The organism is Streptomyces sp. NPDC043176 (genome assembly GCF_056436715.1).
This window is the reverse complement of the sequence record NZ_JBWKCA010000008.1, coordinates 46,489-68,530: the sequence shown is the minus strand read 5'-3', so window position 1 is coordinate 68,530 and position 22,042 is coordinate 46,489. Positions and strand designations below refer to the sequence as shown.

Sequence of the window (22,042 nt, the reverse complement as noted above, 5' to 3'; positions counted from 1 at the left end):
CCGGGCGGTCCCGGGCGTGGTCTCAGGCGGCCGTGAGCGCGGAGTCGGCCTGCGCGGGGATCTCCGGGGCGGGGACCGGGCGCTCGCGCAGGCTCAGGGCCAGCCGCACCACCGCGACCCACATCAGGGAGGAACCGAGCATGTGGGCGGCGACCAGCAGCTCGGGGACGCCGGTGAAGTACTGGACGTAGCCGATCCCGCCCTGGGCGAGCAGCACGATCAGCAGGTCGCGGGCGCGCGCCCGGGTGTCGTCGGGGGCGTCCACCACGCGCAGGACCAGCCACATGGCGAGCGCGAGGGCGCAGACGACCCAGGCGGCGATCGCGTGGACGTGGGCGGCGTTCGTCCAGTCCCACGGCATGCGCGGCACGTCGCTGCTGTCGCCGGCGTGCTTGCCGGCGCCGGTCACCGTCGTACCGAGCACGATCAGCAGACCCGAGGTGATCGTGATCGCCCAGGACAGCTTGCGGACCGGGCGCGGCACCCGCGGCCGGGGCGCGGTGTCGCCCTCGCCGGCCCGGTGCCAGGTGATCACCGCGACCGTGAGCAGCGAGTTCGCGGCGAGGAAGTGGCCGGCCACCGTCCACGGGTTGAGGCCCATCCACACGGTGATGCCGCCGATCACGGCGTTGCTCATCACGATCCAGAACTGCGCCCAGGCCCAGCGGGTCAGGTTCCGGCGCCACGGCTTGGTGGACCGGGCGGCGACGATCGCCCAGCCGACGGCCGCCGACAGCACGTACGTCAGCATCCGGTTGCCGAACTCGATGACGCCGCGGTAACCCTGCTCGGGCGTCACGATGAGGCTGTCGTCGGTGCACTTCGGCCAGGTGTCGCAGCCGAGACCGGAACCGGTCAGCCGGACCGCGCCGCCCGTGACGATGATGAAGACGCTCATCACGACGGCGGAGAGCGCGGCGCGCCGGAGGGTCCGGGGGGACGGCGTCCAGCGCTGGGCGATGTAGGCGAGGGGGGTCAGCACGGGCCCTATCGTAGGGCGGCGCTTGTGCGCGCTTTCACGAGGGGGGCGTATATGGCGGAACGGAACCTTACGGTTACTCCCAGCGGAAGAACCTCGCCGCCGCGCCGAGCCCCAGGGCCGCCCAGATGGCCAGGATCAGCGCGTCGCCCCACGGCATCGCGGCCCCGTTCTGGAGGACGTCGCGCAGGCCGTCGGAGAGCGCGGAGATCGGGAGCAGCGCGAGCACGTCGCCCGCGGCGCCGAACCGGTCCAGCGGCACGATGACCCCGCCGCCCACCAGGAGCAGCAGGAAGACCAGGTTGGCGGCGGCCAGCGTGGCCTCCGCCTTGAGCGTGCCCGCCATCAGCAGGCCGAGGCCCGAGAAGGCGGCCGTGCCCAGGACCAGGAGCAGCAGGACCGACAGGGGGTTCCCCCGAGGCGACCAGCCCAGCGCGAGGGCGATCGCGGTGAGGAGCACGACCTGGAGCACCTCGGTGACCAGGACGGCGAGCGTCTTGGCGGTCATCAGCGCCCAGCGGGGGAGCGGCGAGGCGCCGAGCCGCTTGAGCACCCCGTACCGCCGCTCGAAGCCGGTGGCGATCGCCTGGCCGGTGAACGCGGTCGACAGCACGGCGAGCGCGAGGATCCCGGGGGCGAGGAAGTCGACGGCCTTGTCGGAGCCGGTGTCGACGATGTCGACCGTCGAGAAGAGCACCAGGAGCAGCGAGGGGATGATCACGGTCAGCAGCAGCTGCTCGCCGTTGCGCAGCAGCATCCTGGTCTCCAGGGCGGTCTGCGCGGCGATCATCCGTCCGACGGGGGCGGCCCCCGGCTTGGGGGAGTAGGTACCGGTGCTCACGACCGCAGCTCCTTGCCGGTCAGTTCGAGGAAGACGTCCTCGAGGGTGTGGCGCTCGACGGAGATGCCGCCGGGCAGGACGCCGTGCTGGGCGCACCAGCTGGTGACGGTGACGAGCAGCTGGGGGTCGACGTCGCCGGTGATCCGGTAGGTGCCGGGGAGGGGCTCCGCCGCGGCGGTGCCGTCCGGCAGGGCCTTGAGGAGCGAGCCGAGGTCGAGCCCGGGGCGGCCGGTGAAGCGCAGGGTGTTCTCGGCGCCGCCGCGGCACAGCTGCTCGGGGCTGCCCTGGGCGACGACCCGGCCGGCGTCGACGATGGCGACGTCGTCGGCGAGGTCCTCCGCCTCCTGCATGAAGTGGGTGGTGAGGACCACGCTGACCCCGTCGGCGCGGAGCTCGCGCACGAGGTCCCAGGTGGCGCGCCGGGCCTGCGGGTCGAGCCCGGCCGTCGGCTCGTCGAGGAAGACCAGCTCGGGGCGGCCGACGACGGCCATGGCGAGTGCGAGGCGCTGCTGCTGGCCACCGGAGAGGCGCCGGTAGGTCGTGCGGCCGCAGGATCCGAGGCCGAGCCGCTCGATCAGCGCGTCGACGTCCAGGGGGTGGGCGTGCAGCTTGGCCATGTGGCGGAGCATCTCGTCGGCGCGGGCGCCGGAGTAGACGCCGCCGGACTGGAGCATCACGCCGATCCGGGGGCGCAGGGCGGCGGCGTCGGCGACCGGGTCGAGGCCGAGGACGCGGACGGTGCCGCCGTCGGGCCTGCGGTATCCCTCGCAGGTCTCGATGGTGGTGGTCTTGCCGGCCCCGTTGGGGCCGAGGACGGCGGTGACGGTGCCCGCCCGCACGTCGAGGTCCAGGCCGTCGACGGCCGTCTTGGCGCCGTACCGCTTGACCAGGCCGCGGACGCGGACGGCGGTGTCGGCCGATTCACTCGGTGCGGGCTTCCCGTGCATGCCGGGAAGTCTAAGGACCCGCCGGTACGCCCCGGGCCGCGCCCCCGGCCCGGGGCGGTGCCGGGCGGTGCCGGATGGGCGGCCGCGGAGGGGGCAGGAGCTCCGTATGACGGTCTTCGTGGGAACTTCGGGGTGGCAGTACAAGGACTGGCGGGGGACGTTCTATCCCGAGGGCGTGCCGCAGCGGCTCTGGCTGGAGGAGTACACGCGCCGGTTCGCCACCGTGGAGAACAACAGCGCCTTCTACGGGCTGCCCGAGCGGGACACCTTCGCCACCTGGCGGAAGCGGACGCCCGAGGGCTTCGTCATGGCGGTCAAGGCGAACCGCCGGCTGACGCACGTCGAGCGGCTGCGGGAGCCGGAGGCGCTGGTGGCGCAGCTGCTGGGGCGGGCGGAGGCGCTCGGGGACCGGCTCGGGCCGGTCCTGCTCCAGTTCCCGCCGTCGCTGCGGGCCGACCCCGGTCTGCTCGACGCGGTCCTCGCCTGTTTCCCGGCGGGGGTGCGGGTCGCCGTCGAGCCCCGGCACGCCTCGTGGTGGACGGACCGGACCGAGGCGGTGCTGGTGGAGAGGGGCGCCGCGCTCTGCTGGGCGGACCGGCGGTCGAGGCCGGTGACGCCCCTTTGGCGGACGGCGGACTGGGGGTATCTGCGGCTGCACGAGGGCCGGGCCCGGCCCTGGCCCGCGTACGGCCGCCAGGCGCTGGAGGGGTGGGCCGGGCGGATCGCCGGGAGCTGGCCGGAGGGGGCCGACGCGTACGTCTACTTCAACAACGATCCGGGCGTCGAGGCGGTCCGTGACGCGGCCTTTTTCCGCCGTCTGATGAGCGAGGCGGGCCGGACGGTGGCCGTGCCGGCCGAGCCGGCGGACGGCTGGGAAACCGCTGGTCGGGGCGGCCGCGATTCATCCCACGAATGATCGTTTTCCCAGGTCAGGTAAGCCTTACCTGAGTGATGTACGGCACCGCCGCCGGATCCGGCGGCGCTTGTCACTCGCCGATTAATTACGCAACAATGGTGTTGTGAAAAACGTTGGCGCGGCTCCGGTGGAGGAACTCGCGACCCGAGAGCGTTCGACGCGCAACCGGGTCGCGCGGTCGATCCTGGACCACGGGCCGTCGACCGTCGCCGACCTGGCCGGACGGCTCCGCCTCACGCAGGCCGCCGTCCGCCGCCACCTCGACTCGCTCGTCGCGGAGCACGTCGTCGAAGCGCGCGAGAAGCGCGTCTACGGCACCCGCGCGCGCGGCCGCCCCGCGAAGGTCTTCGCACTGACCGACGGCGGCCGGGACGCCTTCGACCAGTCGTACGACTCCCTCGCGGTCGAGGCGCTCCGCTGGATCGAGCGCAACGCCGGGGGAGAGGCGGCCGTCGCCGCCTTCGCCCGCGACCGGATCGAGGCCCAGGCGGGCGCGTACCGCGAGGCCGTCGAGTCGGCCGAGCCCGCCCGGCGGACCGAGGCGCTGGCCAAGGCCCTGACGGCGGACGGGTACGCTGCCACTGCGCGGAACGCGCCGGTCGGCGAGCAGCTCTGCCAGCACCACTGCCCGGTCGCCCACGTCGCCGAGCAGTACCCCCAGCTGTGTGAGGCGGAGACGGAATTCTTCTCCCGCCTCCTGGGAACGCACGTCCAGCGTCTGGCCACCATCGCCCATGGTGACGGCGTCTGCACCACGTTCATCCCGCACAGCACACCACAGACCACGTCATCAGCATCTGTCAGCACGGCCGGGAGGAACCCCGCATGACCACCGAGATCAGCCACCCCGAGCTTGAGGGCCTGGGTCGGTACGAGTACGGCTGGGCCGACTCCGACGCGGCCGGTGCCACCGCCAAGCGCGGCCTCAACGAGGACGTCGTCCGCGACATCTCCTCGAAGAAGAACGAGCCCGAGTGGATGCTGAAGCTCCGTCTCAAGGGTCTGCGGCTCTTCGGCAAGAAGCCCATGCCGACCTGGGGCTCCGACCTCTCCGGCATCGACTTCGACAACATCAAGTACTTCGTGCGGTCCACCGAGAAGCAGGCCGAGTCCTGGGAGGACCTGCCGGAGGACATCAAGAACACGTACGACAAGCTCGGCATCCCGGAGGCGGAGAAGCAGCGCCTCGTCGCCGGTGTCGCCGCCCAGTACGAGTCCGAGGTCGTCTACCACCAGATCCGCGAGGACCTGGAGGAGCAGGGCGTCATCTTCGTCGACACCGACACCGCGCTGAAGGAGCACGAGGAGCTCTTCCGCGAGTACTTCGGCACCGTCATCCCGGTCGGCGACAACAAGTTCGCCTCGCTGAACACGGCCGTGTGGTCCGGCGGCTCCTTCATCTACGTGCCGAAGGGCGTGCACGTCGAGATCCCGCTCCAGGCCTACTTCCGCATCAACACGGAGAACATGGGCCAGTTCGAGCGGACGCTGATCATCGTCGACGAGGACGCCTACGTCCACTACGTCGAGGGCTGCACCGCCCCGATCTACTCCTCGGACTCGCTGCACTCCGCGGTCGTCGAGATCATCGTCAAGAAGGGCGGCCGCTGCCGCTACACGACCATCCAGAACTGGTCGAACAACGTCTACAACCTGGTGACCAAGCGCGCCGTCGCCTACGAGGGCGCCACCATGGAGTGGGTCGACGGCAACATCGGCTCCAAGGTCACCATGAAGTACCCGGCCGTCTACCTCATGGGCGAGCACGCCAAGGGCGAGACCCTGTCCATCGCCTTCGCGGGCGAGGGCCAGCACCAGGACGCCGGCGCCAAGATGGTCCACATGGCCCCGAACACCTCCTCCAACATCGTCTCCAAGTCGGTGGCGCGAGGCGGCGGCCGCACCTCCTACCGCGGTCTCATCGAGATCGGCGAGGGTGCCCCGGGCGCCAAGTCGAACGTGCTCTGCGACGCGCTGCTCGTCGACACCATCTCCCGCTCCGACACGTACCCCTACGTGGACGTGCGCGAGGACGACGTCTCCATGGGCCACGAGGCCACCGTCTCCAAGGTCTCCGAGGACCAGCTCTTCTACCTCATGAGCCGCGGCCTCACCGAGTTCGAGGCGATGGCGATGATCGTCCGAGGCTTCGTCGAGCCCATCGCCAAGGAGCTGCCGATGGAGTACGCCCTGGAACTCAACCGGCTGATCGAGCTGCAGATGGAAGGCGCGGTCGGCTGAGAGCCCGCCCCACCCCCGCAGCGACTGATTTCTTTTACGCAGGAAGAGAGCAACACGACAGCCATGGCTGAGGCTCAGAACATCCCGGCGGGTTCCACCACCGCGGGCTCGATCGCGGTGGCCGCAGAGTCCACCGTCGCCACGCGCATGAGCGCGCCCCCGTCCTTCGACGTCGCGGACTTCCCCGTCCCGCACGGCCGCGAGGAGGAGTGGCGCTTCACGCCGCTGGCGCGTCTGCGCGGCCTCCACGACGGCACCGCCGTCGTCTCCGACGAGGGCGTCAAGGTCGAGATCGAGGCCCCCGAGGGCGTCACCGTGGAGACCGTCGGCCGCGACGACCAGCGGCTCGGCAGGGCCGGCACGCCCGTCGACCGCGTCGCCGCCCAGGCGTACACGTCCTTCGAGAAGGCCTCGGTCGTCACCGTCGCCAAGGAGGCCGTCCTCACCGAGCCGATCCGCATCTCGGTGCACGGCGTCGGAGGGGTCGCCTTCGGCCACCAGGTGATCGAGCTCGGCGCCTTCGCCGAGGCCGTCGTGGTCATCGACCACACCGGTGACGCCGTGCTCGCCGCCAACGTGGACTACGTCCTCGGCGACGGTGCCAAGCTGACCGTCGTCTCCGTCCAGGACTGGGACGAGAACGCCGTCCACGTCGCCCAGCACAACGCGCTGGTCGGCCGCGACGCCTCCTTCAAGTCGGTCGTCGTCACCTTCGGCGGCGACGTCGTCCGCATCCACCCGCGCGTCTCCTACGCGGCTCCGGGTGGCGAGGCCGAGCTCTTCGGCCTGTACTTCACCGACGCCGGGCAGCACCAAGAGCACCGCCTCCTGGTCGACCACAACACCCCGCACTGCAAGTCCAACGTGGCCTACAAGGGCGCGCTGCAGGGCCAGGACGCGCACGCCGTCTGGATCGGCGACGTGCTCATCCAGGCCGCCGCCGAGGGCACCGACACGTACGAGCTCAACCGGAACCTGGTCCTCACGGACGGCGCCCGGGTCGACTCCGTGCCGAACCTGGAGATCGAGACCGGCGAGATCGCCGGCGCCGGTCACGCCTCGGCCACCGGCCGCTTCGACGACGAGCAGCTCTTCTACCTGATGGCCCGCGGCATCCCGGAGGCCGAGGCCCGCCGCCTCGTCGTCCGCGGCTTCTTCGCCGAGCTGGTCCAGCAGATCGGTCTGCCGGACGTCCAGGAGCGCCTGATCGCCAAGATCGAGGCCGAGCTGGAGGCCTCCGTCTGATGGCCTTCGTACGAGTCTGCGCGCTGAGCGAGCTCGAGGCCGACACCCCGAAGCGGGTCGAGGTCGACGGCACGCCGATTTCCCTCGTGCACACCGAGGGCGAGGTGTTCGCGATCAACGACATCTGCTCGCACGCGAACGTCTCCCTCTCGGAGGGCGAGGTCGAGGACTGCGCCATCGAGTGCTGGCTGCACGGCTCCAGCTTCGACCTGCGCACGGGCAAGCCCTCGGGCCTTCCCGCGACGCGCCCCGTCCCCGTATACCCCGTACAGATCGAAGGGGACGATGTGCTCGTCTCCGTCACCCAGGAGTCCTGAGTCACCCATGGCTACGCTTGAAATCCACGACCTGCACGTCTCCGTCGAGGCGGAGAACGGCCCCCGCGAGATCCTCAAGGGCGTCGACCTGACCATCAAGCAGGGCGAGACCCACGCCGTCATGGGCCCCAACGGCTCCGGCAAGTCGACCCTGGCGTACTCCCTCGCCGGCCACCCGAAGTACACGGTCACCGGCGGCACCGTCACGCTCGACGGTGAGGACGTCCTGGAGATGTCGGTCGACGAGCGCGCCCGTGCCGGCGTCTTCCTCGCCATGCAGTACCCGGTCGAGGTCCCCGGCGTCTCGGTCTCCAACTTCCTGCGCACCTCCGCCACCGCCGTCCGCGGCGAGGCCCCCAAGCTGCGCACCTGGGTGAAGGAGGTCAAGTCCGCCATGGAGCAGCTCCAGATGGACCCGGCCTTCGCCGAGCGCAACGTCAACGAGGGCTTCTCCGGCGGTGAGAAGAAGCGCCACGAGATCCTCCAGCTGGAGCTCCTCAAGCCGAGGATCGCGATCCTCGACGAGACCGACTCCGGCCTGGACGTCGACGCGCTCCGCATCGTCTCCGAGGGTGTCAACCGCGTCCGCGAGACCGGGGAGGTCGGCACCCTGCTGATCACCCACTACACGCGCATCCTGCGCTACATCAAGCCCGACTTCGTGCACGTCTTCGCGAACGGCCGCATCGCCGAGTCCGGCGGCGCCGAGCTCGCCGACCAGCTGGAGAACGAGGGCTACGACAAGTACGTGAAGGGTGGCGCGTCCGCGTGACTTCTGCCCATATGGGGCTCTCCGGCCTCCTCGACACCGAGGCGATCCGCAAGGACTTCCCGCTCCTGGATCGCGTGGTCCACGACGGCAAGAAGATCGTGTACCTCGACTCCGCGGCGACCTCGCAGAAGCCGCGGCAGGTCCTCGACGCGCTCAACACGTACTACGAGCGTCACAACGCCAACGTCCACCGCGGCGTCTACACGGTCGCCGAGGAGGCGACGGCGCTGTACGAAGGCGCCCGTGACAAGGTCGCGGCCTTCATCAACGCGCCGAGCCGCGACGAGGTGATCTTCACCAAGAACGCCTCGGAGTCGCTCAACCTCGTGGCCAACATGCTGGGCTGGGCCGACGAGCCCTACCGCGTGGACCACGAGACCGAGATCGCCATCACGGAGATGGAGCACCACTCCAACATCGTGCCGTGGCAGCTGCTCTCGCAGCGCACGGGCGCGAAGCTGAAGTGGTTCGGCCTCACCGACGACGGCCGTCTCGACCTCTCGAACATCGAAGAGGTCATCACCGAGAAGACCAAGATCGTCTCGTTCACGCTGGTCTCGAACCTGCTGGGCACGATCAACCCGGTGGAGACCATCATCCGCCGCGCCCAGGAGGTCGGTGCGCTCGTCTGCATCGACGCCTCCCAGGCGGCCCCGCACATGGTCCTGGACGTGCAGGCGCTCCAGGCCGACTTCGTGGCCTTCACCGGCCACAAGATGTGCGGTCCGACCGGCATCGGCGTGCTGTGGGGACGGCAGGAGCTCCTGGAGGACCTCCCGCCCTTCCTCGGCGGCGGCGAGATGATCGAGACCGTCTCGATGCACTCCTCGACGTACGCGCCCGCGCCGCACAAGTTCGAGGCGGGTACGCCCCCGATCGCCCAGGCCGTCGGCCTCGGCGCGGCCGTGGACTACCTGTCGGCGATCGGCATGGAGAACATCGCGCGCCACGAGCACGCGATCACCGAGTACGCCGTCCGGCGCCTCCAGGAGGTCCCGGACCTGCGGATCATCGGCCCCACCACGGCCGAGGACCGCGGCGCGGCGATCTCCTTCACGCTGGGCGACATCCACCCGCACGACGTGGGCCAGGTCCTCGACGAGCAGGGCATCGCGGTCCGGGTCGGCCACCACTGCGCGCGTCCGGTCTGCCTGCGGTACGGAATTCCTGCGACCACGCGGGCGTCGTTCTATCTGTACTCCACTCCGGCCGAGGTCGACGCCCTGGTCGAGGGTCTGGAGCACGTACGGAACTTCTTCGGCTAGGGGACGGCTCGTGAAGCTCGATTCGATGTACCAGGACGTCATCCTGGACCACTACAAGCACCCGCACGGGCGCGGTCTTCGGGACGGCGACGCCGAGGTGCACCACGTCAACCCGACGTGCGGCGACGAGATCACGCTCCGCGTGAAGTACGACGGCTCGCGCATCGAGGACGTGTCGTACGAGGGCCAGGGCTGCTCGATCAGCCAGGCCTCGGCGTCCGTCCTCAACGAGCTGCTTGTCGGCAAGGAGCTGGCCGAGGCGCAGAAGATCCAGGGCACGTTCCTGGAGCTGATGCAGTCCAAGGGCCAGATCGAGCCGGACGACGCGATGGAGGAGATCCTGGAGGACGCGGTCGCGTTCGCCGGGGTCTCGAAGTACCCGGCCCGTGTGAAGTGCGCGCTGCTCAGTTGGATGGCGTGGAAGGACGCGACCGCCCAGGCGCTGGGCGACGCGGAGAGGAAGTCGGCATGACCGAGAACGCCGAGGCCACGATGAAGCCGGCCTCCGAGGAAGAAGTCCGCGAGGCGCTGTACGACGTCGTCGACCCCGAACTGGGCATCGACGTCGTCAACCTGGGCCTGATCTACGGCATCCACATCGACGACTCGAACGTCGCGACGCTGGACATGACCCTGACGTCGGCGGCCTGCCCGCTGACCGATGTGATCGAGGACCAGGCCAAGTCCGCGACGGACGGCATCGTCAACGAGCTGAAGATCAACTGGGTCTGGATGCCCCCGTGGGGCCCGGACAAGATCACGGACGACGGCCGCGAGCAGCTGCGCGCGCTCGGCTTCAACGTCTGATCGCAGGTGCACGCGAGAACGGCCGCGCCCTCCGGGGCGCGGCCGTTCTCGCGTGTCCGGGGACCGCGGTCAGAAGAGACCGGCGGCGCGGGCGAGTTCCGGGGCCAGGTTCTCCTTGCGGATGCGCTGGTCGACGTAGAGCAGACCGGCGACGAGCAGCGGGAAGAGCGAGACGACCCCCTGGCTGACGAACTGGCCGATGGAGAGGAAGACGAAGAAGACGGCGAAGGACGCGATGGCCGCGGTGGGGTCGTCGGCGGAGAAGTCGACGGCCGCGAGCGGGGCCGTGACCAGCAGGGAGAGCATCTGCTGGATCAGCCAGCTCGCCACCGTGGCCATCGCGCCGATGGCGAGCAGGCAGCCGAAGATCCGCCACCAGGAGCCGCGGACCAGGTGCGAGGAGCGGCGCATCGAGGCGATTGTGCCCTGCCCCTCCATCACCGCCGCCGCCGGGGCCAGGCTGAACTTCACCCAGATCCACAGCGCGAGCGGGAAGATGAGCAGGGCCACGCCGATCGCGACCAGGGGGACGAGCAGCAGGCCGCCCACCGGGGTGCCCGTGGCCTCGTCCGCGGCCAGCAGCAGCGCCACGACCGTCCCGACGAAGGCCACGACGGCGAGGGCCATCGGGATGACCAGGAGCACGCTGGTCAGGAGCACCGTGCCGAGGACGGCGGGCATGCGGGCCCAGGAGCGGCGCCAGATCGTGCCGAAGGTGGTGGGCCGGCCGAGGACCGCCTCCTGGATCACGGCCGGGCAGGCCGCCGCCACCACGGCGTTGGCGCAGACGATGGCGAGCATCGCGGCGAGCCAGACGCAGCCGAAGGCGATGAGCAGCGGACGGACGTCGTCCCACCGCGGCTCCTGGCCCGTGGGCAGGTCGAAGACGGCCGGGAGGATGTCGCCGACGGCGGCGTAGCCGATGGCGATCGCCGCGCCGACGACCACCAGCGCGCCGCCGTAGACGGTGCCGGTCACCCCGAGCAGCTGCTTCCAGTAGCGGCCGAAGGTCGTGAAGGCGCCGCTCAGGATCGTGCCGAAGCCGAGCGGCGCCAGGGGTATCACGCCGGGTTTCGGCGGCGGGGGCGGCGGCGGACAGCCGTAGCCGTAGGGCGGACCAGGGGGATACGTCATGCGGGACACCGTATCGGTGCTCGTTGCGTACGCTCGTACGCAACGGTGTGTACGCTCGTACGCATGGGATACGGACTGCTGGCGGGAGCCATCGCCGCGGAGATACTCGCCACCACCTCGATGAAGTACAGCGACGGCTTCAGCAGGCTGTGGCCCTCGCTCGTCACCGCCGCGGGCTATCTGATCGCCTTCACGCTCCTGGCCCGGGCCCTCAAGACGCTCCAGATCGGCACCGCGTACGCCATCTGGTCGGGCGTCGGCACCGCCGCCGTCGCCGCCATCGGCTTCCTCTTCCTCGGCGAGAGCCTCAACACCGCCAAGATCGCCGGGATCGTCCTCATCGTCGCCGGAGTCGCCGTCCTCAATCTCGGCGGTGCCCACTGATGGCCCGCGCGCGGCGGTACGACCCCGAGCGGCGCGAACGGATCGTGGACGCCGCCCTCCGGGTGGCCGGGCGCTCCGGCATCGCCGGACTGAGCCACCGCACCGTGGCCGCCGAGGCCGACGTGCCGCTCGGCTCCACCACCTACCACTTCGCCTCCCTCGACGAACTCCTCGTCGCCGCGCTGCGCAAGGCCAACGAGAGCTTCGGGCGGCTGCTGAGGGAGAGCCCCGGCATCGCCGCCCCGGACGGCGACCTCGCCGCCGCCCTCGCCCGGCTCCTCGGGCGGTGGCTCGGCGGTGAACGCGCGCGCGTGGAACTGGAGTACGACCTCTACCTCGCCGCCCTCCGGCGGCCCGCGCTGCGTCCGGTCGCCGCCGAGTGGACCGAGAGCGTCACCGCGGCCCTGACCCCCCGCACCGACCCGGTGACCGCCCGCGCCGTCGTCGCCCTCATGGACGGCATCTGCCTCCAGGCGCTGCTCACCGACACCGCCTACGACGAGGAGTACGGACGTCTCATGCTGGCCCGGATCCTGGACGCCGGGACCTGAAGGAAGCGCCGAAACCGCACGCCGGGGGCTCGTCGGAACCGCCTACGCACGGGACCGACACCTGAGACCGGTTGGCCCGTGCGGGGGGCCGCCGGTTAGGTTTTCCGTCATGACCACTGCTCCTCGCACCACCGGCGCCGTCGCCGCCGGCCTCGCCACCATCTCCGGCGACGGCACCGTTCTCGACACCTGGTTCCCCGCACCCGGGCTGACCGACGCTCCCGGCCCCGCCGGCACCGAGCGGCTCACCCCCGACGAGGCCGTGAACGCCCTCGGCGAGGGCGCCGCCAAGGCCCTCGGCGTGGACGCCCGCCGCGGCGTCGAGGTGGTCGCCGTCCGTACCGTGATCGCCTCGCTCGACGACAAGCCGCTCGACGCCCACGACGCCTACCTGCGTCTGCACCTGCTCAGCCACCGGCTGGTCAAGCCGCACGGCCAGAGCCTGGACGGCGTCTTCGGCCTGCTCGCCAACGTCGCCTGGACCTCGCTCGGCCCGGTCGCCGTCGACGACATCGAGAAGGTGCGCCTCAACGCCCGCGCCGAGGGCCTGCACCTCCAGGTGACCTCGATCGACAAGTTCCCGCGCATGACCGACTACGTCGTGCCCGCCGGCGTCCGCGTCGCCGACGCCGACCGCGTCCGCCTCGGCGCCCACCTCGCCGCCGGCACCACGGTCATGCACGAGGGCTTCGTCAACTTCAACGCCGGCACCCTCGGCACCTCCATGGTCGAGGGCCGGATCTCCGCCGGTGTCGTCGTCGGCGACGGCTCCGACATCGGCGGCGGCGCCTCCACCATGGGCACCCTCTCGGGCGGCGGCAACGTCGTCATCTCGATCGGCGAGCGCTGCCTGATCGGAGCCGAGGCGGGCGTCGGCATCGCGCTGGGCGACGAGTGCGTCGTCGAGGCCGGTCTGTACGTCACCGCCGGCACCCGGGTCACCCTGCCCGACGGCCAGATCGTGAAGGCCCGCGAGCTCTCCGGCGCCTCCCACATCCTCTTCCGCCGCAACTCGGTCACCGGCGCCGTCGAGGCCCGCCCGAACAACGCGGTCTGGGGCGGCCTGAACGACGTCCTGCACAGCCACAACTGAGCCCCCGACAGAGGTGACGACCGGCCGCCCGCCCCGCCCCACACGGCGGGGCGGGCGGTCGGCCGCCTTCCGGGTGCCGTCGAGCCGTGGAACCCCGCCGCACGGCAACCGTTGCGACGACCCCGCGTTAACGGAGGGGAACGCAAGGTTCCCGTACATGGACAAGGCGAGGAGTCGACATGAGGACGAAGCCCACGGTCGTCGGGGTGCTCACGCTGGCGGCGGTCCTGCTGCCGGCCGGTGCGGCCACGGCGGACGAGACGCACACGCACAACGGGCCCACCGTGACGAACGGCCCCAGTCTCTCGCTCCACACCGGGCAGATCGACGACCCGCTGGAGGACGTCCTGGAGCACGCCGCGATCCTCGGCAGGACCTACACCACCGACTCCGCCTGAACCAGCGCCTCGTACGCCGCCCGCAGCCCGTCGACCGCCTCCCGGCCGGCGGGCTGCAGCGGGTCCCGGACCGGACCGCCGAGCAGCGCCTTGGCGGTGACCGTGCCCGGCAGCCCCGAGGCCATCATCAGTTCGGTCAGCGGCAGGAGCCGGGCGTTGAGCCGGGCCGCCCCCGCGGTGTCGCCGGCGTCGAAGGCGTCCAGGACCGCGCGCAGCTGACGGGGTGCCACGTTCGCCACCGTGCTGACGTAGCCCGCGCCGCCGACCGCGTACAGCGGCAGGTTGAGCTCCTCGCTGCCGGAGTAGTACGCGAGCCCGCTCTCCGCGATGACCCGGGCCGAGCCGAGCAGGTCGTACGCGCAGTCCTTCACCGCGACGATCCGCGGGTGCGCCGCGAGCCGCAGCATCGTCGCGGGCTCGACGCGGGTGCCGGTGCGGCCGGGGATGTCGTAGACCATCACCGGCAGGTCCGTCGCGTCCGCGACCTTCAGGAAGTGCGCCTCGACCGCCGCCTGGGGCGGGCGGCTGTAGTACGGGGTGACGACGAGCAGTCCGTCGGCCCCGGCCCGCCCGGCCTGCCGGGCCAGCTCGGCGGTGTGCCGGGTGTCGGCGGTGCCGACGCCCGCCACCAGCGACGGACCGGGGCCGACCGCCGCACGGACGGCACGCACGAGCGCGGCCTTCTCGGCGTCCGTGGTGGTCGGCGACTCGCCGGTGGTGCCGCTGAGGACCAGACCGTCGCAGCCCTCCGCGACGAGCCGGGCGGCCAGCTCGCCCGCCCCGTCGAGGTCGAGCGCGCCGGAGGGGGTGAACGGGGTGATCATCGCGCAGAGGGCGCGGCCGAAAGGGCGTGCAGGCGTCATCCCGAAAGTCTGGACACAACGGACCGTATAGGTCCACTTAGATCTTCTTGCTTCGAGGAATAAGAGATGCTGAAGAGTGGTGGGGGACCGGCCGGGCGGACGGCGGCCGCCACCTCCTGGATCCCTCCCGTCAGAGCGTCAGCTTGAAGCCGTCGTGGCTGCGTGCGAAGCCCAGCGAGGCGTAGAAACGGTGGGCGTCCGTCCGCTGCTTGTCACTGGTCAACTGGACCAGCGCGCAGCCGCGCCCCTTCGCGCGCGCCGCGGCCCGCTCCATCAGCTCCCGGCCGAGACCGCCGCCGCGCCGGTCGGCCCTGACCCGGACCGCCTCGATCAGGGCCCGCTCGGCGCCGCCCTTGCCGAGGCCGGGGATGTACGTGGCCTGGAGGCAGCCCACGACGAGGCCGCCGTCCACGAGGACCAGCATCTCGTTGCGCGGGTCGCCCTCGATGTCCGCGAAGGCCCGTTCGTACGCGGGCGTGACGACGACCGAGCCGGGTTCCACGACCTTCTCCTCGTCGGCGAGCAGGGCGAGGACGGCGGGAAGTTCGGCGCGGGTGGCGGGGCGAAGGATCACGGCGGGAAGTCTCGCACGGCGAAACGCCTTGACCTCGACCACGGTTGAGGGAGGAGCGTGGAGGCATCGAACGGAGCCGATCACTGTCGAAGGAGACCCGCCCATGAACGCCGTCGCACACCCCGACGCCCGCCCCGACCTCCACCGCCCCGGCCTCGGAGCCGTCCTGGTCAGCACCTGGCGGGTCGGCACCCCCGAGCGGCAGCGGGCCGCCGTCGAGGCCATCCGCAAGGCCTGGGAGAGCAGGGAGTGGCCCGACCTGGGCCTGCTCTCGTACAGCGTCTACCTCGGGACGGACGGGGACACGCTGCTGCACTACTCGCAGTGGACGGCCCAGGACGCGTACGACGACTTCGTCCGCACCTACCGCGACGACCGGAACGCCGAGATCGACGCCGCCGTCCCCGGCATCGAACGCGTCGAACTCCGCCGGTACGCCCCGCCGTCCCGGTCCGTCGTCCTCGGCGAGGAGAGCGCCGGAGCGCTCCCCGGCGCCGTCGCGGTCGTCGAGGCCGACTTCGGCGGGCCGGACGCCGGGCGGCCGGAGGCCTGGGTGGAGGCCGTGCTGGCCGCCCTGGCCGACGACGCCCGCGAGCGACCGGCGACCGGCGGGATCGGGGCCCACTTCCACGTGTCCGTCGACGGCCACCGGGTCCTGAACTTCGCCGAGTGGGAGAGCGAGCAGGCCCACGAGGCGTGGCCGGCTCCGGACTCCCCGCCCGGCGAGGCCTGGGAGCGGGTGCTCCGCCACCCCGGGCTCACCGGCAGCCGGATGCGGCGGTACACGCCCGCGCTGAGTCTCGGCGCGGGCGTGTGACCGGGGGCTTCGCGGTGGCGACTACGGGCGGAAGCGCAGGACCTGCGGGTCGTGGTCGCTGTCCTGGTCGGCGAACTCCGCGTTGATGTGCACGCTGTCGTACTCGAAGTGGTGCACGCCCGGGCTGGTCAGAATCTGGTCGAGGACCTGGCTGTTGCCCTGGTAGACGTACGAGTAGCGCTCGCTGCGGGGCAGCGACCTCACGGCGGGGTACAGCGCGCCGCCGTCGGTCAGCGCCTGCGTCGTCCCGGAGAACTCGAAGTCGTTGATGTCACCGACGACGAGGACGTCGGCCTGCTTGTCGATCGCGATGACGTCCTTCACGAAGGCGTTGACGGCCTGCGCCTGGAGGAGTCGCTTCGCCTCGGAGGAACGGTTCGGCGGCTGGTGGTGCGAGACGATGGACTCGTCGCCGCCCTTCGAGCCGAAGTGGTTGGCGATCACGAAGACCGTGCGGCCGCGGAAGACGAACTCGCCCGCGAGCGGCTTGCGGCTGGCGTCCCAGGCGGTGTTCGCCGGGTCGATGCGGCCGGGGGAGAGGGTCAGCGCGGCACGGCCCTTCGTGCCCGTCACGGCGGTGGCGGTGGTCGCGTCGCCGCCCGCGCGGTCCGTGAAGGAGACCCGCTCCGGGTTGAAGAGGAAGACCTGACGGATGTTGCCGCCGGGCTCGCCGCCGTCCTTGCCGTCCTGCGGGTCGATCGAGCGCCACTCGTACGCCGGGCCGCCGGCGGCCACGATCGCGTCGGTGAACTTCTTCACCGTCAGGCCGGCGGTGACCGTGCCGTCGTTCTTGGCGCCGTTGTCGTCCTGGATCTCCTCCAGGGCGACGATGTCGGGCGAGGCGAGGTTCTCGACGACCGCCTTCGCGAGCGCGTCGAACTTCTCCTGCGGGTCGGTCGGGTCGAGGTTCTCGACGTTGTACGTCGCCACGGCCAGCTCGTTCTTGTGCTGCCTGTCCGTGGTCTCGCGCTCCAGGCCCTCGTCGACGACCGTGCCCAGGGTGCGGGCCGTCAGCGTGTAGCCGCCGAACTGGTTGAAGTCGAGCGGGCCCTCGGTCGTGCCGGTCAGCCGGTCGCCGACGTTCGCCTTGGGGAAGGGCTGCTGGGCGAGCGGGACCAGCGACTGGATCTGGAGCCGGCCGGTGTTCTGGGACTCGTACGAGCCGTAGACCGTGCCGCCGCGCTCGTTGTCGTTCTCCCAGGGCTTCACCGTCACCCAGAGCTCCGCGTACGCGTCGGTGGCGCCGACCACCCGCGAGGAGGCGATCCGGACGTTCGTGCCCTCCAGGGACTCGTAGTAGTCCAGGGCGTACGCCTCGGGGTCCAGGGTCAGACCGTTGATCGAGCCGCCCGCGGCCGGGTCGCCCTCGGGGGTGTACCCGTCCGGGACCGACCAGCCCGAGATCGTGACGGGGGCCGGGACGGCGTTCCCCTTCGAGAGGACCGTGACGACCGGCTTGGAGATCTGGGTCAGCGACTGGTTGCCGGAGTTCAGGCCCCCGGGGACGTACTCCGTGACCGTGCCGTTCAGGCTGACCGCGTCGCCGACGGCCACGGTCGGGACGGAGCTGGTGAAGACGAAGACGCCCTCGCTGGTGGCCGGGTCCGCGTCGGCCTCGGGGTCCTGGATCCAGAAGCCGCGCGAGCCGTAGGTGCGGACGGCGGTGACGATGCCCGTGACGCCCGTGACCTGCTTGCCGACGAGGGGGGAGACGCGGGTCGTGCCCTGGATGTCGTGGATGCGGACGGCGGCGGAGTCCTCGGCGGCGGCGCTCGACGAGCTCGCGAGCAGACCGGCGGCGAGGGCGGCGGCGACGACGGCGGAGACCGCGGCGGATCTCGGTATGGAGGAAGACATCAGAGGACTCCGAGGGTGTTTGGACGATCGGCAGATGGATCTACGCGCGTCAATGTCTTTCGAGAGCGGTGGACTTGTCAAGAGTCGACGGGTGTACGAAGGCTGACGGATCCGTGAACCGGCGGACGGACCCCCGGATGCGTCTACGCTGAGGACCGCTCTTTGAGCCCTTTCGCCCACACCCACGCACGCGTCGAGGAGACACCCCAGATGTCAGCGGACCACCCCACCCTTCCCCCCGTTCGGCTCCGTGCGGACGCGGAGCTGGCGCGGGACGCCCTGGCCGCCCCCCTCCTCGTCCAGGCGGTACGCCTCGCCCGCTGGGCCGGGCCCGACACCCGGGTCGACGCGGGCGGCGAGCTCGTCGACGAGCAACTGCCCGAGGCCGTCGGAGTCCTGGGCCTCGCCGACGAGGAGGACGCCGAGATGATGGCCGCCGACGCCTGGCGGCTCGCGGTCGACACCGGCCTCGTGGACGTCGAGGACGGCGAGGAGACCGAGGAGGGCGTGACCCCCGGGCGCGCCGCGGCCGGCGAGAACCTCGCGCTCGTGACGGGCGGTTCCCCGCAGGACGTCCTCGCGCTCTGGCTGGACGGCTTCGACGCGGTCTTCGCCGACGCCGTCGCCCCCGTCCTCGACGACCTCGACGCGATCGTCGGCGACGACGGCGAGATCGACTTCGAGGCGCTGGACTGGGACCCCGAGGTGGAGGCCGACTTCCTGGAGGGCGTCCTCGGCAACCTCTACCTGCTGACCGTCAGCGCGGGCGGCGCCGGCGAGGGCCCGGTGCCGCTGCCCGCGCTCGCCGCGTCGATGGTCGTCCCCGCCGACATGGGCGAGCCGACCGACGACGTCCTGGAGCAGGTCTCCGACGCGATGATGCGGCTCGACGAGCAGTTCCGGCTCCTCGAACCGATCGGGCTCGTGGAGTACCAGCCCGTCGACGAGGCCCTGATGGCCGAGGAGGGCGAGGAGCCCGCGCCCCCGGTCGACGAGGAGGACGTCTCCCGGTACGGCATGGTCCGCCTCACCCCCCTCGGGCTCTACGGCGTCCGGGCCCGCATGCTGGAGGCCGGCGTCGACGCGCCCGCCGTCGGCGACCTGGCCGGGAAGGGCGCCGACGCGCTCCTCGACGGGATCGCCGGCTACCCGGAGGGCGCGGCCCGCGAGGAGACCGCCGCCTGGCTCACCGGCCGCGACGCGGTCACCGCCGCCCGCGAGCTCCTCGCCGCGGCCCGCGGCGCGGACGCGGGCTCGCCGCTCCGCCGGCTGCACTGCCAGCAGACGCTCTCCCTGGTCGGCGCCGAGGCGGAGCCCGCCGTACGGGAGGTGCTCGACGACCCGGAACTCGGCGGTCTGGCACGGGTCTGGCTCACCGAGCGGGGCGCGTCCGACGTGCCCGCGCCCTCCGAGTCGATGGTCTTCTGGCTGGCCATCGACACGATCGCGGCCCAGCTCGGCGCCGACGGCGACCTGGAGGAGCTCCAGGAGCTGATCGAGGGGCTGACCGGACGCCACAGCGGCTTCTTCGAGACCGCCTGGCGAGTGGAGCACCCGGCGACCGCGGAGGTCCTGGAGGCGATGGGCCGGCTCCACCGCGACAAGGCCGCCGCCAAGGACGCCCGCAAGGCCGCCTTCAAGGCCCGCTCGCGCTCGGGCTCCTGACGCGACCGGGCCGGCGGCCGGTGGGCCCGGTGCGCGGCGGGACGGTGGCGCCCACCGGTGTTCCCGTCGTGTTCAGGCGGTGTTCGCGGGCGCGCGGCAGGGTGGCCCGCGAGATCCGGCCATCACAGGGAGAACGCCACACCATGCCCCTCAACCGCAGAGAGTTCACCAAGCAGTCCGCCGCCGCCGGCGCGGGCCTCGCCCTCACCGGTGCCGTCGGTGCTCTCGCCACCGCGCCCGAGGCGCTCGCGTCCGACGAGCCGGAGGCGCACGGGGCCGGCCACGGCCACGGCCACGGTCACGCGCTCGGGTACGGGCCGCTCGAAGCCGATCCCGACGGGGTGCTCGCGCTGCCCGCCGGGTTCTCGTACCGCGTCATCACGCACAGCGGTGTGACCCGTCTGGAAAGCGGCGAGTTCACGCCGTCCAACCACGACGGCACGGCCGCCTTCGCCGGCCCGCGCGGCACCACGTACCTGGTCAACAACCACGAGCTGAAGGGCCCCCGCGCCAAGTGGGCGCACCCCGTGCCGCTCACCGAGGGCCTGGTCTACGACCCGGCCGCGGCCGGCGGCTGCACGGTCGTCGAGGTGCACCGCGACGGCACCGTGGCCGAGTGGGTCGGCATCGCCGGCACCTCCACCAACTGCGCGGGCGGCCGCACCCCCTGGGGCACCTGGCTGACCGGCGAGGAGAACTCCGACCGCGCCGGGGTCAACGGCATGACCATGGACCACGGCTACGTCTTCGAGGTCGACCCGCGCGACCGCCGCGCCAACCGCGACCCGAAGCCGGTCAAGGCCTTCGGCCGCTACGACCACGAGGCCGTCGTCGTCGACCCGAAGCGCGGCCACGCCTACCTCACCGAGGACGCCTCCAACCCCAACGGACTGCTCTTCCGCTGGACGCCGCCGGCGGGCTTCGAGCACGGCCGCGGGAAGCTCCGTACCCTCGCCGACGACGCCGGTGTGCTCCAGGCCTTCAAGTGCACCGACTCCACGGGCCGCTTCGTGGACGACCTCTCCCGCGCCACCCGGATCGGCACCGTCTACGGCGTGGACTGGGTCGACGTCCCCGACCGCGACGGCCGCACCACCGCCGTCCGCAAGCAGTTCGCCGACGGCCAGGTCACCCGCGCCCGCAAGCTGGAGGGCATGTGGTGGGCCGACGGCGGCACCTACGTCGTCTCCTCCTACGCGCGCGAGGAGAGCCCGGGCGCCGCGCACGACGGCCAGGTCTGGTTCTACGACCCGAAGCGCCGCACCCTCACCCTCAAGGTGCTGCTCGGGGTCAACGCGTCCCCCGCCGAGGACGGCGCCTACGACGGCCCCGACAACATCACCGTCTCGCCCTACGGCGGGCTCGTCATCGCCGAGGACGGCGAGGGGGTCCAGCACCTGTTCGGCGCCACCGACTCCGGCCGCACCTACCCGATCGCCCGGAACGACCTCAACGACAGCGAGTTCACCGGCGTGACCTTCTCGCCCGACGGCGACACGCTGTTCGCCAACATCCAGGATCCGGGCATCATGGTGGCGATCACCGGCCCCTGGCGCCGCCAGCCCCGCCGCTGAGGCCGAAACTGATCCCTGTTCAGGTCCATGGACTGACATCTAACATGTCAGTCCATGGACGCACTGCGGCCCGTGGGCCGGACCCTGCTGCGTGACCGGGCGTACGAGGCGCTGCGCGAGGCCATCGTGCGCGGCGACCTCGCGCCCGGCGCCCCGCTGAAGGACGCCGACCTCGCCGACCGGCTCGGCCTCTCGCGCGCACCCGTGCGCGAGGCCCTGGTCCGGCTCGGCGACGAGGGCCTCGTCGAGTCCAAGCCCCAGAGCTACACCCGGGTCACCCGGCCGGTCAGCCGGGTGGTCCGGGACGCCGCCTCCGTCGTGCGGGTGATGCACGAGCTCGCCGCCAGGACCGGCGTGCCCCTCCTGGGCCCCGAGGGAATCCGGGCCATGCGCGAGGCCAACGAGCGCTTCGCCGCCGCCGTCCGCGCCTCCGACGTCGAGGCCGCGCTCGACGCCGACGACGAACTCCACGAGGTCCTCGTCGTCGCCAGCGGCAACCACGCCGCCGCCGCCACGATCGCCCGGTACACCCCCCTCATCCGCCGCGTCGAGCGACGGCTCTTCGGCGACGCCGGAAGCTGCGGATCGGCCGAACTGCACGCCCTGCTCATCGACGCCTGCGCGGCCGGGGACGCCGAGGAGGCGGTCCGGGTCACCACGGAGATCTGGGCGGCCCTCGAACAGCTCGCGGACGACGCCATCGAGGTCGCCGAGGTCACCGGCATCCCGGCCCCCACGCGGCCCCCGGTGCCGTAGCGCCGCCGTGCCGTAGCGCCGTCGTGCCGATCGGGCGGCGCACGGC

General features: G+C 71.8%; 24 protein-coding genes. 17 read left to right on the top strand and 7 right to left on the bottom strand.

Translation table 11 applies throughout. The features are described 5' to 3' along the window. Positions 1-22: 22 nt before the first annotated feature. The 3 genes from AC067A_RS15425 to AC067A_RS15415 all read right to left on the bottom strand — a co-directional run bounded on the left by AC067A_RS15425 (position 23) and on the right by AC067A_RS15415 (position 2,767). On the bottom strand, positions 23-991 hold the full coding sequence (locus tag AC067A_RS15425; protein ID WP_478620427.1) for a COX15/CtaA family protein: 969 nt from the start codon (positions 989-991) through the stop codon (positions 23-25). A 64-nt stretch (positions 992-1,055) separates the two neighbouring features. Continuing rightward, positions 1,056-1,820 carry an ABC transporter permease gene (locus tag AC067A_RS15420; protein ID WP_478619787.1) on the bottom strand — a complete coding sequence of 255 codons (765 nt, stop codon included), beginning with the start codon at positions 1,818-1,820 and terminating at the stop codon, positions 1,056-1,058. Continuing rightward, a complete protein-coding gene (locus tag AC067A_RS15415) occupies positions 1,817-2,767 on the bottom strand; it encodes an ABC transporter ATP-binding protein (protein WP_478619784.1) in 951 nt (316 codons plus the stop codon). Before AC067A_RS15415 ends, AC067A_RS15420 begins: the two co-directional genes overlap by 4 nt. A 106-nt stretch (positions 2,768-2,873) precedes the next feature. Between AC067A_RS15415 and AC067A_RS15410 the strand changes: the two genes are divergently transcribed. The 9 genes from AC067A_RS15410 to AC067A_RS15370 all read left to right on the top strand — a co-directional run bounded on the left by AC067A_RS15410 (position 2,874) and on the right by AC067A_RS15370 (position 10,330). Then, positions 2,874-3,683, top strand: a complete 810-nt coding sequence (locus AC067A_RS15410; RefSeq protein ID WP_478619782.1) for a DUF72 domain-containing protein — start codon at positions 2,874-2,876, stop codon at positions 3,681-3,683. A 103-nt stretch (positions 3,684-3,786) separates the two neighbouring features. Then, on the top strand, positions 3,787-4,512 hold the full coding sequence (locus AC067A_RS15405; protein ID WP_478619779.1) for a helix-turn-helix transcriptional regulator: 726 nt from the start codon (positions 3,787-3,789) through the stop codon (positions 4,510-4,512). After that, the gene (sufB, locus tag AC067A_RS15400; protein WP_367828300.1) at positions 4,509-5,924 is read left to right on the top strand and encodes a Fe-S cluster assembly protein SufB; all 1,416 of its coding nucleotides are present in this window, start codon (positions 4,509-4,511) and stop codon (positions 5,922-5,924) included. Before AC067A_RS15405 ends, sufB begins: the two co-directional genes overlap by 4 nt. 63 nt (positions 5,925-5,987) lie before the next feature. Next, positions 5,988-7,169 carry a Fe-S cluster assembly protein SufD gene (gene sufD / locus AC067A_RS15395; RefSeq protein ID WP_478619775.1) on the top strand — a complete coding sequence of 394 codons (1,182 nt, stop codon included), beginning with the start codon at positions 5,988-5,990 and terminating at the stop codon, positions 7,167-7,169. Further along, complete coding sequence (locus tag AC067A_RS15390) at positions 7,169-7,486, top strand: bifunctional 3-phenylpropionate/cinnamic acid dioxygenase ferredoxin subunit (RefSeq protein WP_017238624.1); 318 nt, start codon at positions 7,169-7,171, stop codon at positions 7,484-7,486. The genes sufD and AC067A_RS15390 overlap by 1 nt, the downstream gene beginning before the upstream one ends. A gap of 7 nt (positions 7,487-7,493) precedes the next feature. After that, a complete protein-coding gene (gene sufC, locus AC067A_RS15385) occupies positions 7,494-8,258 on the top strand; it encodes a Fe-S cluster assembly ATPase SufC (protein WP_033208829.1) in 765 nt (254 codons plus the stop codon). Positions 8,259-8,269: 11 nt separating this feature from the next. Continuing rightward, positions 8,270-9,523 (top strand): cysteine desulfurase, encoded by a 1,254-nt coding sequence (locus AC067A_RS15380; protein ID WP_478620424.1) that lies wholly within the window; start codon positions 8,270-8,272, stop codon positions 9,521-9,523. Positions 9,524-9,533: 10 nt separating this feature from the next. Beyond that, a complete protein-coding gene (sufU, locus tag AC067A_RS15375; RefSeq protein ID WP_017238621.1) occupies positions 9,534-9,995 on the top strand; it encodes a Fe-S cluster assembly sulfur transfer protein SufU in 462 nt (153 codons plus the stop codon). Next, positions 9,992-10,330 carry a metal-sulfur cluster assembly factor gene (locus AC067A_RS15370; protein WP_017238620.1) on the top strand — a complete coding sequence of 113 codons (339 nt, stop codon included), beginning with the start codon at positions 9,992-9,994 and terminating at the stop codon, positions 10,328-10,330. The genes sufU and AC067A_RS15370 overlap by 4 nt, the downstream gene beginning before the upstream one ends. Positions 10,331-10,399: 69 nt before the next feature. On the opposite strand, the gene AC067A_RS15365 is transcribed toward AC067A_RS15370, so the two are convergent. Next, complete coding sequence (locus AC067A_RS15365) at positions 10,400-11,464, bottom strand: DUF7847 domain-containing protein (RefSeq protein WP_478619768.1); 1,065 nt, start codon at positions 11,462-11,464, stop codon at positions 10,400-10,402. Positions 11,465-11,527: 63 nt separating this feature from the next. On the opposite strand from AC067A_RS15365, the gene AC067A_RS15360 reads away from it, so the two are divergent. From AC067A_RS15360 to AC067A_RS15345, 4 genes are all read left to right on the top strand, one after another. Continuing rightward, the gene (locus tag AC067A_RS15360) at positions 11,528-11,848 is read left to right on the top strand and encodes a DMT family transporter (protein WP_478619765.1); all 321 of its coding nucleotides are present in this window, start codon (positions 11,528-11,530) and stop codon (positions 11,846-11,848) included. After that, on the top strand, positions 11,848-12,399 hold the full coding sequence (locus AC067A_RS15355; RefSeq protein ID WP_478619762.1) for a TetR/AcrR family transcriptional regulator: 552 nt from the start codon (positions 11,848-11,850) through the stop codon (positions 12,397-12,399). Before AC067A_RS15360 ends, AC067A_RS15355 begins: the two co-directional genes overlap by 1 nt. Positions 12,400-12,508: 109 nt before the next feature. After that, positions 12,509-13,492: a 2,3,4,5-tetrahydropyridine-2,6-dicarboxylate N-succinyltransferase gene (gene dapD / locus AC067A_RS15350; RefSeq protein ID WP_478619759.1), complete on the top strand. Its 984-nt coding sequence runs from the start codon at positions 12,509-12,511 to the stop codon at positions 13,490-13,492. A 179-nt stretch (positions 13,493-13,671) separates the two neighbouring features. Continuing rightward, the gene (locus AC067A_RS15345) at positions 13,672-13,890 is read left to right on the top strand and encodes a hypothetical protein (protein ID WP_478619757.1); all 219 of its coding nucleotides are present in this window, start codon (positions 13,672-13,674) and stop codon (positions 13,888-13,890) included. Here AC067A_RS15345 and dapA read toward each other — a convergent pair. After that, positions 13,869-14,753 (bottom strand): 4-hydroxy-tetrahydrodipicolinate synthase, encoded by an 885-nt coding sequence (dapA, locus tag AC067A_RS15340; RefSeq protein WP_478619754.1) that lies wholly within the window; start codon positions 14,751-14,753, stop codon positions 13,869-13,871. The genes AC067A_RS15345 and dapA overlap by 22 nt on opposite strands. Positions 14,754-14,883: 130 nt before the next feature. Continuing rightward, positions 14,884-15,327: an N-acetyltransferase family protein gene (locus AC067A_RS15335; RefSeq protein ID WP_478619752.1), complete on the bottom strand. Its 444-nt coding sequence runs from the start codon at positions 15,325-15,327 to the stop codon at positions 14,884-14,886. Positions 15,328-15,430: 103 nt separating this feature from the next. Here AC067A_RS15335 and AC067A_RS15330 point away from each other — a divergent pair, with 103 nt between their 5' ends. After that, positions 15,431-16,144 (top strand): antibiotic biosynthesis monooxygenase, encoded by a 714-nt coding sequence (locus AC067A_RS15330; protein ID WP_478619749.1) that lies wholly within the window; start codon positions 15,431-15,433, stop codon positions 16,142-16,144. Between the two features lie 21 nt (positions 16,145-16,165). On the opposite strand, the gene AC067A_RS15325 is transcribed toward AC067A_RS15330, so the two are convergent. Continuing rightward, the gene (locus AC067A_RS15325; protein ID WP_478619746.1) at positions 16,166-18,001 is read right to left on the bottom strand and encodes an endonuclease/exonuclease/phosphatase family protein; all 1,836 of its coding nucleotides are present in this window, start codon (positions 17,999-18,001) and stop codon (positions 16,166-16,168) included. A gap of 210 nt (positions 18,002-18,211) precedes the next feature. On the opposite strand from AC067A_RS15325, the gene AC067A_RS15320 reads away from it, so the two are divergent. From AC067A_RS15320 to AC067A_RS15310, 3 genes are all read left to right on the top strand, one after another. Next, positions 18,212-19,666, top strand: a complete 1,455-nt coding sequence (locus tag AC067A_RS15320) for a hypothetical protein (protein WP_478619743.1) — start codon at positions 18,212-18,214, stop codon at positions 19,664-19,666. 143 nt (positions 19,667-19,809) lie between these two features. Next, on the top strand, positions 19,810-21,240 hold the full coding sequence (locus AC067A_RS15315; RefSeq protein ID WP_478619740.1) for an alkaline phosphatase PhoX: 1,431 nt from the start codon (positions 19,810-19,812) through the stop codon (positions 21,238-21,240). 54 nt (positions 21,241-21,294) lie between these two features. Continuing rightward, positions 21,295-21,996 (top strand): GntR family transcriptional regulator, encoded by a 702-nt coding sequence (locus tag AC067A_RS15310; RefSeq protein ID WP_478619737.1) that lies wholly within the window; start codon positions 21,295-21,297, stop codon positions 21,994-21,996. The last annotated feature ends 46 nt before the right edge of the window (positions 21,997-22,042 follow it).